This window comes from Algoriphagus aquaeductus, assembly GCF_003253485.1.
GTDB classification, from domain to species: domain Bacteria; phylum Bacteroidota; class Bacteroidia; order Cytophagales; family Cyclobacteriaceae; genus Algoriphagus; species Algoriphagus aquaeductus.
Genome location: NZ_QKTX01000001.1, coordinates 49,495 through 61,478, shown reverse-complemented (window position 1 = coordinate 61,478; position 11,984 = coordinate 49,495). Strand labels below are relative to the sequence as shown.

At 44.6% G+C, this 11,984-nt stretch carries 8 protein-coding genes; 1 reads left to right on the top strand and 7 read right to left on the bottom strand.

All coding sequences use genetic code 11. The features are described 5' to 3' along the window. Window positions 1–516 precede the first annotated feature (516 nt). From bla to CLV31_RS00190, 4 genes are all read right to left on the bottom strand, one after another. The gene (gene bla, locus CLV31_RS00205; protein ID WP_111390862.1) at window positions 517–1,242 is read right to left on the bottom strand and encodes a subclass B1 metallo-beta-lactamase; all 726 of its coding nucleotides are present in this window, start codon (window positions 1,240–1,242) and stop codon (window positions 517–519) included. A gap of 61 nt (window positions 1,243–1,303) precedes the next feature. Beyond that, a complete protein-coding gene (gene kdsB / locus CLV31_RS00200) occupies window positions 1,304–2,029 on the bottom strand; it encodes a 3-deoxy-manno-octulosonate cytidylyltransferase (protein WP_111390861.1) in 726 nt (241 codons plus the stop codon). 211 nt (window positions 2,030–2,240) lie between these two features. After that, window positions 2,241–4,703 carry a GumC family protein gene (locus tag CLV31_RS00195; RefSeq protein ID WP_111390860.1) on the bottom strand — a complete coding sequence of 821 codons (2,463 nt, stop codon included), beginning with the start codon at window positions 4,701–4,703 and terminating at the stop codon, window positions 2,241–2,243. A gap of 3 nt (window positions 4,704–4,706) precedes the next feature. Continuing rightward, window positions 4,707–5,519 carry a polysaccharide biosynthesis/export family protein gene (locus CLV31_RS00190; protein WP_111390859.1) on the bottom strand — a complete coding sequence of 271 codons (813 nt, stop codon included), beginning with the start codon at window positions 5,517–5,519 and terminating at the stop codon, window positions 4,707–4,709. Between the two features lie 360 nt (window positions 5,520–5,879). Here CLV31_RS00190 and CLV31_RS00185 point away from each other — a divergent pair, with 360 nt between their 5' ends. Next, entirely contained in the window at window positions 5,880–6,809 is a 930-nt protein-coding gene (locus CLV31_RS00185; protein ID WP_111390858.1) for a GNAT family N-acetyltransferase, read from the top strand. Between the two features lie 1,001 nt (window positions 6,810–7,810). On the opposite strand, the gene CLV31_RS00180 is transcribed toward CLV31_RS00185, so the two are convergent. From CLV31_RS00180 to CLV31_RS00170, 3 genes are read right to left on the bottom strand one after another with little or no spacing between them, the layout of a single operon-like run. After that, window positions 7,811–9,772, bottom strand: coding sequence for a ligand-binding sensor domain-containing protein (locus tag CLV31_RS00180; protein ID WP_245943288.1), 1,962 nt, complete (start codon window positions 9,770–9,772; stop codon window positions 7,811–7,813). Then, the gene (locus tag CLV31_RS00175) at window positions 9,769–10,833 is read right to left on the bottom strand and encodes a dihydrodipicolinate synthase family protein (protein ID WP_181452534.1); all 1,065 of its coding nucleotides are present in this window, start codon (window positions 10,831–10,833) and stop codon (window positions 9,769–9,771) included. Before CLV31_RS00175 ends, CLV31_RS00180 begins: the two co-directional genes overlap by 4 nt. Before the next feature lie 5 nt (window positions 10,834–10,838). Beyond that, the gene (locus CLV31_RS00170; RefSeq protein ID WP_111390856.1) at window positions 10,839–11,855 is read right to left on the bottom strand and encodes an NAD-dependent epimerase/dehydratase family protein; all 1,017 of its coding nucleotides are present in this window, start codon (window positions 11,853–11,855) and stop codon (window positions 10,839–10,841) included. Window positions 11,856–11,984: the final 129 nt, after the last annotated feature.

Genomic DNA, 11,984 nt, shown 5'->3' with positions numbered 1-11,984 from the left:
TATATTTTATTTATTAGTTTATTTACTATGATTAAAAATTCAGCCTTTCGAAGTCAAAATCAATCATTTTAGTGAAAAGGAAGACCGACCCTAATTTTTGATAACCAATAACCTGTTGAATAAATACAAAAAAACAAATATGACTATTCGGAACGCTGCACGTGTTATGGAATTTGAAATTATTTGGATTTAAATCCCCCTAGCCCCCTTTGAAAGGGGGAATTTGCCAAAATCCAGCATCAAACCTTTAAATCCTTTGGATTCGTGCAAGAATGCGGATACTCATTAAAACAAATGTATGCTCCCCAAAAAACTTAACAGGATTGCCCGCATTTGCACCTTCATCCAAATCGGCTATGATTTAAGGGTTGGATACTTCGACAGCTCAGCACAGGCGACCAAAGAATTCCTGATTTCGGCCTCTCCGATAAATTCCTCAGGGAAGCAAAGCCTTAACGTAAGAAGCGGAAAAACAAAACCTTTGCGTATAAAATAAAGAATTTATTCCCCTCCGATTCAACGAAATAGCGCTTGGGTATATTCCAAAAGTTCTTGGCCTCCCCACTTGCCGTGGCCGGGAATCACCAGTTCGGTTTCAGGGAATTTTTCTCTCACCCTTTGGATTGTATTTGACCACTCCAGCAGGTTAGCATCCCCTAAGAACCCTTTTCCTGCTCCGACTTCTTTGACCAAACAGCCTCCGAACAGGAGCTTTTCCTCTTTTACATAACAAACCACATTGTCAGTGGTATGGCCTTCTCCCAAAAAAACTGACTCCACCTGTAAGTTGCCCACTTGAAAAGTCATTTGATCTTTGAAGCCATTTTGGGGGATTTCTATTACTTCTTTCCTAGCCAGTTGAATAGTTTTCTCATTTGCAAAGGAAGGCACACTCCGATGATGAAACGATTCCAATCCTCCAAGACAGTCATTATGAAAATGTGTGGCAATCACTCCTTTGACCTTAGCCCCCATTTCTTGCTCGATCCAGTGAATCAAAGAAAGGCTTGCCTCCCGGTCTACCGGTGTATCGAGAACAATCGCCTCTCCGGCATGGATCACGACCAAACCATTGCATGCAACCCGTCCAAAATCGTCCGTATTCAGGTAAGAAATGTGCAAATATGCGTTTGGCGAAATTTGATGAATTTCTAACGCCTGAATACGATATATGGATTCTTGGGCCTCTACCGATTCAAATGAACATAGGGTGAAAAGTAGGATTGCCAGAAACGTTCTCATCGGGTAAAGGAAAAGCAAGGATGGAAAAGGACTGAAGTTTTGTGAGGATTCCAACGGAAGACTAAAGAATACTTCGGAGGAAGTTCCTGGCCCGATCCAAATCTTCTTTGGTATCAATGGCAATTGCCTGATGGGTGGTTTCCACCATTTTAATTTTTACTCCCCGTTCGATTAGCCGAAGCTGTTCGAGCATTTCTATCTGCTCCAGTTGGCCTTTAGGCCAGGCGGTGTATTCCTGAAGCATTTCCCTAGTATAGGCATATACCCCAATGTGTTTCCAATAAAAGATATCTTCTCGTCTTTCTCTGTTAAACGGAATCGGGGATCTAGAAAAATAAATGGCATTGCTTTTTTCATCGATCACGACTTTTACCGCATTGGGATTGTAGGCCTCATCTTCTGAAATCCGGCACATCAAACTCGCCATCTTGACCTTAGGCCGCTCAAAAGCGGCAACCAGATCTTTCAATGATTTGCGGTCCTGAAAAGGCTCATCTCCCTGTACGTTGACAATCAGATCTGCATCGACTACTTCCAGGGCTTCCGCGATCCGGTCCGAACCACTCTCATGGACCCGTTGACTGAAGTAAACCTTCCCCCCCAAATCCAAAATCTGCTCACGGATCTTCTCATGATCTGTGACCACCCATACTTCGTCAAAAACACCTGTTGCAAGGGTACTGACAAAGGTCCTTTGTATCACAGAAATACCGCCAAGGTCCTGAACGAGTTTGGCAGGCAGACGGGTAGAGGCGTATCGAGCTGGAATCAGGGCGGCGGTTTTCAACTTTTATCAATATTAATTAAAGAAGTAAAATAACAACATTCTAATGGAATGGAAGTGTGGGATTCAAGTCTAACCTGATTAACGTTACTCTGTCAGTTGACGAATTATAATCTGACTTTGGGCTAGAAGACCGAAGAAATCAAAGAATTGGCTTTTTCTGATTCATTTCACCTTAAAAGAATGCTATTGGCAAAGTTCATTATATGCCAAATCACTTTAACCTGAATGCTTTCTTAATCAATTTCACAGGATCAAACTTTTCAGACTTCTTAATTTTCTTCTTTTTGGTCTCCAAATCCTCCCCATAATAGTTGTACATGTATTTGTTATTCTGAGAGTACAGGTAGGTATTTCCATATCCATAATTGTATCCCTCATAATGGTAACCTGAGTTGATAATTCCGTTAAATACCCCATAAACACTTTTCACCTGCTTGTTATTAAACAAGTCATTGATCATGACCAAGTGATCCTTCACGGTATAGTTTTGACGTACTACGTATAGATTGATATCAAAAAGACGCATTAAATCGATGGTCTCAGACACCAAACCCATGGGTGGGGTATCAAAAACTATAATATCAAACCTCTCCTCCAGATACTTCAGGAACTCCAATAATCTCGGAGTTTGTAATAATTCTGCCGGATTGGGAGGAATCACACCGGAAGGCACAAAAAAGAGGTTTTCGTGTTGAGAAGGCTTGATTATTTCCTCTGCGCTCACTTTTCCAATCAAATACGTCGAAAGACCCACTTTATCAGAATGGTTGAAATACGTCGCGAGTTTAGGTCTTCTCAAATCAGCCCCGACCACTACTGTCCTTTTAGAACCCAAAGCCATAGCCGAGGCCAAGTTTAAGGAGGTGAATGTTTTACCCTCGCCCGAAACAGAAGATGTAACCAGAATTTTTTTGGTGTTTTTGCCAGAGGCCAAATAGGTAATCGCTGACCTCAGGGATCGGAAAGACTCTGCAACGGCAGTTTTGGGATGCTCAAGCACCACCATATTGGTATCTTTGGTACTGTATCCGATGACCCCCAATTGAGGTATCATAAAGTGCTTTTTCAGGTCTCGCTGATCTTTGATGGTGTCATCGAAAATATCTTTCAACACAATGAATCCAAAAGGCAACAAAAAGCCCAAAGCAATCGCTAAACCGTAGTTTTGCGTTTTCTTGGGAAATACAAGAGTTCCTCTTTTGGCCAGATCCAAAATTGCGTTATCAGATACATTCGCAGCACGGGCAATGCCTGCTTCCACTCTTTTCTCCAACAGGTAGGTGAAAATATTTTCCCGAAGTTGGAATTCTCTAAAGATGTCTGAGTACCTCGATTCAGATTCAGGAAGTCTTGAAAACTCCGAGTCATAGCTTTTGATTTCCCGCTGTATCCCGTCTTTTTGCTTTTTGGTATTCTCGATCAAATTGACGACGTTCTCAAAGAGAGCGTCTTGTACCTTTTCCATCTGAACATCAATTTTGATCACCTCCGGATGGTTTTCATTGACGGTAGCCAGAAGTTTCCTTCTATCCTGAGATAGCGTGACCAAATTCTGAATCAGGCCATTCAAAAGCGGGTCCGGCACCCCAATGACCGAAGGAGCGATGACATCAGAAAAGTCCTTGCTTTTTCTCACCATGTAATCTTTGATCTCCTCAAAATACTTCAGTTGATAATCAAGCTCGGCGTTACGCTCGTCAAGGGAATTCATTTTGGCAAGAATATTCGAAAACTCGGCAGATACATCCAGCAACTTGTTGTCCACTTTAAAGCTCAACAATTCGCGCTGTTTGGATTTCATGGAATCTTCCAAAAAACCCAATTGCTCTTCGATAAAAGCGATGGAATTTTCCTGAATCTTATTTTTCTCGTTCAGATCATAATCAATGTAAGATTGCATCAACGCATTGATGTAGTCCCTTCCTTTTTCAGGCACTTTGGTGGTGGTACTAATTCGCAACACAGAAGAATAATCGTTGGCCAGAACCACCTGAACCGAACCTGCCAAACGATCTTCCAAAACTGTGGGATTGACCAATCTGAAAATCACCACATCTCCCACCCTTCCAGGATTGGTCAAAAAGACAGTGAATTTAGATCTCGCAGTCTCGACACTTTGACCAAAGGAATACGTTTTGTTCAAGATGGACTCATCACCTGCGGCCTGTACAGAATTGAAATCCATCAATCCTCCTTGTACCGGTGCCAATCTAAAATTGGTTTCTGACAGAATTTCAAGCTCGACGGGAATTTCGGTCACCTGCAGATGACTCCAATCTACCTCGATTCTGATGGGAGACCGGTCATAGAGTTCGATATCCTTGATATTGGTTTTGGCAAAATACTCCACGTCAAAATGAAGCTTTTTCAAAGCCTCCCTGGCTAGATTTTTTGACCTAAGGCGAAGGATGTCATTTTCAAGATTGATCCCGTTATTGAAAATATTGGATCGGTCTAGGATTCTGGATTCAGGCGTGGAGCTGTTTTTAATCACCAAAGAACCTGCGACTTCAAATTCGTCGACAGTATATCTATGAAAAGTGTAAGTAGCAAAAACGAAAATAAAAATGAATAAGACATACCATGGCCAATACCGAATGTATTTGGCAACCACATACCTTATCTCCAGTGCTTTTTCCTCATTGTCTAACTGGCTGAGATCGAGCTTTTCCATGGATTAAATTCCCCCCGTCACCAAATTTACTATTAATAACACAGATGCAAAAACACCTCCGAAAAGTGCCAAAGATGCAGTCAGATTATCCGCTGATCCAAATTGCCTGATTTTCATTGGCTCAATGTACAAGATATCGTTTGGCTGAATAAAATAAAAAGGGCTGCCTAAAAGTGCACGATCATTTAAATTAATCTGATGAATTTTTGTCCCTTCGCCATATTGTCTGATCAGAAACATTTTGTTCTTTTTCCCAAGCAGGGAAGTTTCTCCCGAATTGGCGAGAGCATCAAAAATTGTAGCTCTGTTTTTATAGATGACTTGGACTCCAACTCTATTAAATTCTCCCAACGTGGTGTACCTAATCCCCGCAATCCTCAATCTTACATATACATCATCCTTGAAATAGGCATTGATTTTTTCCTGAACAAGGTTTTTGGCTGCTTCTTCCGTTAAGCCCCCGATTTCCACTTTGCCAATCCTTGGGATTTCCACCATTCCGGATTCGTCAATAGAATACCCATTCATATATAGCGGATCACTCCCTTGGCCACCGCCTCCGCCTACCATCCCTTGCTGCATGGGTCGTTGAAATGAAAATCCCTCAACCAAAGTGGGATCTGAACTCGCAAAATCGATTTGCACAATATCAAAAGGCTGAAGGATGTATTTATAATCCACTTTGGCAAAAGGAATAAACTCCTCCAAACCGATGGCTGTACTGTCTGAAAGGTTCTGTAAATACGTGATCCTCTTATTACTGATACAAGAAGAAAACAAAAGGATAAGGGAGAGGTGAAAAAGAATTTTTCTCATTAAACATGGCTTAACTGCATACCGAATCAAATATATTGAAATTTCCCATCCTGCTGTGAAATATTGGATTTTCAAAAATGAAAAGTACAATTCTTATGCTAAACAGATTTCCCTCTCATTCTTCCTGATGATTGGCATTTCTCCCAGGAGATGGATATCATTTTGATTTTGGGTTAGTTGTTTTGACTAAGTTCGACAAGTGCAACAATTCGGAACCCAAACCATCGCTCAGGTATTGAAGCTCAGGAAGCCGAAAAATCCAGAAGTCTGGTTTTGTTTAAAATTTGAGCTTTTCAACAGGCTACAAGCAAAGTTCCTATTTTCCATACTAATTGAGCAGTTGCCTCTTATCTTCGATATATGATCATCAGAAAAAGTACAGAATCTGACATTCCCCGAATTATTCAATTATTAAAAGCTTCATTGGGTGAAAGCCTCATTCCCAAATCGGAAGAGCTTTGGAATTGGAAACATGTATTCAATCCTTTTGGAAAATCCCCCGTATTGATCGCCGAAGAAAATGAAGAATTGGTCGGTGTCCGTGCCTTTATGAATTGGAAATACAAGCATGACGGGAACATTCTTCAAGCCTGCCGGGCAGTTGACACCGCAGTTCATCCTGATTTTCAAGGAAAAGGTATCTTTAGCAAACTCACTCAAAAATTATTGAACCAAGTCAAAGCTGAAGGAATCGATCTCATCTATAACACTCCAAATTCAACAAGTACGCCCGGCTATCTTAAGCTGGGCTGGGAGAAATGGGATAGGCTTCCATTGAAAATTAAGCCCACTTTTTTCCCATCCAAAAAACATAAAGAAGAAGTCATCACACCTTGGGATTCCATATCTTCCTTTCTTCCTCAACTTGAAAAACACACCATGGAATCCTCCGAGGTATCCACCTGGATGGCCCCTGGATATATAGCATGGAGGTATCAAAATTGCCCCATTGCCAAATACCACTGTGCGACAGACTCGTCAAGCTACCTTTTTGTTTTTAGGGTGAAGGAAGGCCGATGGGGAAAGGAGCTAAGAATCTGTGACCTTTTCCTCTGGGGAAACCCAAACCCAAAAGATTTGAAAACTCATCTAAAACAGGTTGAAGTATTTTTTGACACCCATTTCACCACCGTTTCAGGCTTAACACCAAATGATATCCTAAAAAATCTTCCCGGTTTTTTTTCCGTTCCAAAACTTGGGCCCTTGGTGACGGTGAAATCACTTAACTCTAAAACGAATCCCCTCAATTTGCCCTGGTCTTGGAGTTTGGGAGATTTGGAGGTGTTTTAGGGGTAATAAATATTTAGAGAGTGATATAAGGGGTTACCTATTTATCGCAGCTTTGGTGTTTTGAGATTATCGGATTGTCGGGGTTGTCAGGTTATCCAGTTGTCTGTTTGTCAGATTGTAGGAGAAAACTGCTACAGGCTAGTTTTTTTACCGCAAAGTTTATCAAAGAAATAGAAGTTTCTAGATCTCAAACTTGATTGAATCATTTTAGGCCTTTTTGGGTCCAATCCTTTCAAAGGTCGCAATGTCTCGACTAGCTCGACAACTCTAGCTGATGCTTTTTTTGAGTTACAGGGAGCGGCGTTGGTTAGTCGTAAAATGTAAGAAGTAAGTGGTTGTCCAGTTTTCGGGTTGGCGGGTTGTAGATAGAAAGGGTCCAGCTTCTGGAGAAGCAGGACAACAGGTGGAGAAAAAGAGAGGCAGCGGAGTTGTCGGATTGCAAATCCTATGACAGGACTTCGATTTTGCAAATGTAGAGGAACGGAAAATTGTGATGACCCTGTAAGGGTCCAACATTTCAATAGCCGGGGGTTTCAACCCCCGGATTTTAGAATGCGATTGATTTCAGCGCTGGTGTAGGGTCATGATTTGGAATACGATACTCGGTACCAGCGCAATGGAAAAGGGGTATGGGGGGTTGGAAGTATGGGAGTTGGGAAGTATGGAGGTTGTCTGGCCTGGCTACCGGGAATAGGTTGTCAACAGAGGTATTTGGGTTGCCCACTTGTCAGGTTCCTTACAGAAAGGGTCCAGCTTCTGGAGAAGCAGGACAACAGGTAATCTGTCACGCAAAGAAAGGAAGACGCAAAAAGTGGTCTGTGAGGACACAGACCATGGATGGGGATCGCAAATCCATGAAAATAAAAGGGCCGAATTCGTAATTCGGCCCAGCGGGAAAAACAGGATTCAAAGTCAATGAAAAAAACCAATGAGCCACAAGCCCATTGGTTTTCACCTTTTAGAAACCAGTGATTGATTTCTTATTACCCAATCAAATTAGCTCAAGGCCTAAATGACCACAATTCTGTTTTTCGCTTGAAATACAGTGTTCCATCCTCCCCCATAACCAACAAAGCCGCTTCTTTGGCTAGTTCGGTGAATTCGAGCGTTTTAGGGTCGAGTTTGAACAGCTTTTCCCAATCCGTGCCATAGATATTCCCGTCAGGATGCTGCACCATAAAGGCACTTCTCCAGATATGGCTTTTGAATGGAGGATAGTCAAAAAGCTTGGTCACAGACTTCACTTGCCTGCTTTTTGGATCAAAGATGAACAGCTGACCGTCACCCATCCCCCAAATGCTACCATCCGGCATGTTGAGGAAACCTGTCAAGGCAGTAGCACCAGGCACGGGAATCAAATCAAACAGCTTCTCCCCGGTATCCGGATTCCAGCCCACTAAGTGCGCTTCTTTAGTTTCAGGCGCGACGCCCAATCCTCCTGAAATAGTTGTTCCGACCAAGACATAGTTCCCGGTATATACCAAACCTGCAATCGCCTGCTTCTCTACCGGACTTGGGAAATAATCCAGCTTTTCGGTTTGCGCATCAAACTTAACCAAAGCGCCACCCAATTTTCCATATTCAGGAATCATCCCAAAAACCACCTGATTTTTGTCCTTCAGCACCGCATGGGCAAATGCCCTACTTTGATTTTCAAACTGTCCGAGAAACTTGGGATTGCCTTCCTTGGGTGCCCAATCGGATTTGGTGTCGTGGACATAGAATTTCCCTTTGGGATAAATCCCAAAATAAATCTTGTCACCCAAGACCGACATTCCCTCCGTCTGATCCAAACCCGGGAGGAAGGTGGACTTCCCTGTTTTCGGATCGTAAGCTGCATTTCCACCGGCCAGGTAGCCGCCTGACCAGATTTTCCCATCTGGACCGGTGACCAAAGAATGGATGGGAATCGGTTGTCCGGGAATTTGAAGCTTGTTTTTGGACAGTGAGTTGTCCTTGGGATTGAAGGAAAAGAGATTAGCTCCTGAGGTGAGGAAGTAGACTTTCCCGTCCTCCGCATAGTGGAATGCCAGAGCAGTGCCGATTTCTTCGCCCAGCACTTCTGCCGTTTGGTAGTTTTTGGCAGGATCAAATCGCTTCAATTGGGATTTGGAAGTCAGGTAAACTGCCTTTCCATTGGGGTCTCCGGTGATGGCCCGCATGTCCATCCCCTCTATTTCCTGTTCAAATTCACGGGTTTTCAGATTGTACACCAAGGTGATACTTCCATTGGTAATCAGCGCAAAAAGCCGGTCATTCCCATCCACTCCAGGAACGATTTCTAATCCATAGACAAACTCATAGTTTTTGAATTTTTCAGGCAATAATTCCTTCTTTTCACCCGTCTTGGGATTGAGCTCGATCAGGTGAGCCTTGGATCCCACACCTGCGTAGAGCATGCCTGTTTTGGGATAAAAAGCCAAGCTCCGCACGTAATTTTCTTTTTCTACCAAAGGCCCCTTTCCCACATCCGAAAAACCGTCTTTGGGATGATAGAGAAACACCCGGCAACCCGGATAGGTAGCTCCAAAAACCTCCCCATCTACTCCGGCAGTGAGGTTCCAAAGGTAATTTTCACCTTCCAACACCACTCCCAAATCCTTGACTTCCTGAGTTCCGGGCGTATGGGCAAACAAGCTTCCATTGGCCCCGGGAGCGTAAATGGTGCCATCGCTGGATTGTGCCAAATCCCATGCCCCATCAGCTTTTGGCAATGCCTGATCGATAAGTAATTCCCGCGTTTCCACATCGTATCCGAGCAAATGCGCCGGTTCCCCTCGAACTACGGTATATACCAAAGCCCGGCCATTTGGTCCCTTGGCAAAGACACTTCCCTGAATCATGGAGGCAAAAAGCTGGGAACCATGGTTGGTAAAGCGAGTGGTATCGACTTGCGCTTTGGTAGGTAGGGAAAAAGTGAAAAGCAGCAAAGCCATCACTGTACCTTGGATTAATTTCTTCATGCGTCTTGGGAGGATTGGGTTAAAAATTGCTTTACAAAAGCATCATCGTGCAGCTCTGGATAATCGCGATAAACTCGATCGATTTCCTCGGACTGTCCCGGAGACATGACTTCCTGTGGATTGAGACACCAAGTCCCTTTCAGCAATCCTTGTCGGCGAAGGAATTCATGCATTCCCGGAATGCAGCCATGAAAGTGATTCGCAGGATCAAACATGACCGCATTGACATCCGTCACGGCAATCCCCTTAGTCAAGAGTCTGGCCCAGTCTTCCCCGGTTCCTTTGGATTTACAGGCTTTGATTTCTTCCAAAAGTGCGACCGCTTTTTGAGTCCACACCGCCCAATGACCTAACAATCCTCCGACAAATTCTTTTTCATACACTTTGCCTCCCACTTCAAATCGATAGGTGGTCAGCAAGTCCGCCACAATGTTGTCATCATTTCCGGTGTACATGGCAATCTGATCTCGGCGGCTGCTTTGGGCCACCGCGCGCATTACATCGAGGGTTTGGTAGCGGTTGAAAGAGGCGCATTTGATGGCCTCCACATTTTCGATTTCGGCAAACTGCTCCCAAAAACCATAGCTAAAAATGCGTCCTCCCACAGAGGGCTGTAGGTAAAACCCGAATACCGGAATGACAGCTGCCACCACTCTAACCCGATCCAAAATCTGGGCTTCGGTCCAGCCTTGCAGTCCTCCCATGCTGAGCAGTCCCATGTCGTAGCCTAGTCGGAGCGCTGTCTTTGCTTCTGCGATGGCTTGCTGCGTAGGACCGCAGATCCCGGCCACTTTGACAAAAGGCCTTTTCAATTCGGCTTTCTCCACTTCCTCGGAAGCTAGGGCCAATACTTTTTCGAAGAGATTGTGCTGGGGTTCCCTGATCTCAAACTGGGTGGAATGCACCCCCACCGCTACTCCTCCTGCACCGGAGGCAATGTAGTAGCGGGTGAGTTGGCGCTGAATGTCCTCGTCCAACTGACGGTTGGCATCGAGGGCCAAGGGATGGGCCGGGATGACCGTGCCCTGATGAAGGTGTTGTTTTAAGGTATGATCTAGCATAGTGATTAGAATTTTCCTCCTCTCTCTTGAAAATGGGTGGCTTTGCCAAACTCCTCACCCCCCTGTAGCATCCAGGTGGCGGTGATGTCGATGATCTCGCGGATGGTGACGCGTGGATAGCCAAAAATCCGATGGCATTCTGAGGCGTTATTGAGTAAGGCTGTTCCCGTAGGTTCGTTGACAAAAACAGGCTCCTTGCCAAATTTCAGCCCAAACTGATTGGCTAGCCATCGGGTGGAAAGGATCTCCGGTCCGGTGACATTGAGGATTTTGGCGGGAGTCTCGCAGTGCAAAAGCGATCGTATGGCTATTTCATTCGCATCACCCTGCCAGATGACGTTGACATTTTCGGTTCGCAAGTCGATGGCTTTGCCGTCTCTGACCGATTTGGCGATTTCCATGACTACACCGTACCTGAAATCCACCGCATAGTTGAGTCGGTAGATTAAGGTTGGGGTTTGGTTCTTTTTGGAGAAATATTCAAAAATCCGCTCCCGGCCCAAGCAGGATTGGGCGTATTCACCCAGTGGATCGGGAGCCGTTTCTTCCGACGCTCCTCCCGAGGTCACGGGCACAAAAGGCAGCACATTTCCGGATGAAAAAGCGACGATGTTGGAGTTTTTGTACTTCTCTGCCACCCGCCCTGGAAGGTAGGCGTTCATGGCCCAGGTGAAGGATTCGTTTCCGGTAGTGCCAAATTTATTCCCTGCCAAATAGATCACATTTGGGGCATCAGGCAGGGCTTGGAGTTCGGCATCATTGAGCAAGTCACAGGAGATGGTTTCTACGCCATTGGCTTCTAGTTGGGCCTTGGCCTTTGGGTCGGAAAACCGGGAAATGCCGATGATGCGCTTGTTGATACCGGCAGCTTGGGCAGCCTGAACGGCGAGTTTGCCCATGCTGGGGCCCATTTTTCCGCCGATGCCAAGCAGAATGATGTCACCTTGGATGTTGGCCATATCCTCAATTAGGGCATTGGAGGGTGCGAGAAGATCGTTTTCGAGTTGGGTTAGGGATTTCATTGTTAGGGAGTTGGGAGGTTTGGGGGTTAGGGAGTTTGGGGGTGGTTATTGAGATATTGGTTGTCGAGTTGTCCAGTTGTCCAGTTGTCCGGGTTTTCTAATTTCTTGGTATAAGATCTTCAGTCTTGT

What these genes read in the sequence shown, in the direction of transcription:
- CLV31_RS00185 (WP_111390858.1), top strand. Translation starts at nt 5,880, where the DNA reads ATGATCATCAGAAAAAGTACAGAATCTGACATTCCCCGAATTATTCAA.
- CLV31_RS00190 (WP_111390859.1), bottom strand. Translation starts at nt 5,519, where the DNA reads ATGAGAAAAATTCTTTTTCACCTCTCCCTTATCCTTTTGTTTTCTTCT.
- bla (WP_111390862.1), bottom strand. Translation starts at nt 1,242, where the DNA reads ATGAGAACGTTTCTGGCAATCCTACTTTTCACCCTATGTTCATTTGAA.
- CLV31_RS00170 (WP_111390856.1), bottom strand. Translation starts at nt 11,855, where the DNA reads ATGAAATCCCTAACCCAACTCGAAAACGATCTTCTCGCACCCTCCAAT.
- CLV31_RS00195 (WP_111390860.1), bottom strand. Translation starts at nt 4,703, where the DNA reads ATGGAAAAGCTCGATCTCAGCCAGTTAGACAATGAGGAAAAAGCACTG.
- CLV31_RS00180 (WP_245943288.1), bottom strand. Translation starts at nt 9,772, where the DNA reads ATGAAGAAATTAATCCAAGGTACAGTGATGGCTTTGCTGCTTTTCACT.
- CLV31_RS00175 (WP_181452534.1), bottom strand. Translation starts at nt 10,833, where the DNA reads ATGCTAGATCATACCTTAAAACAACACCTTCATCAGGGCACGGTCATC.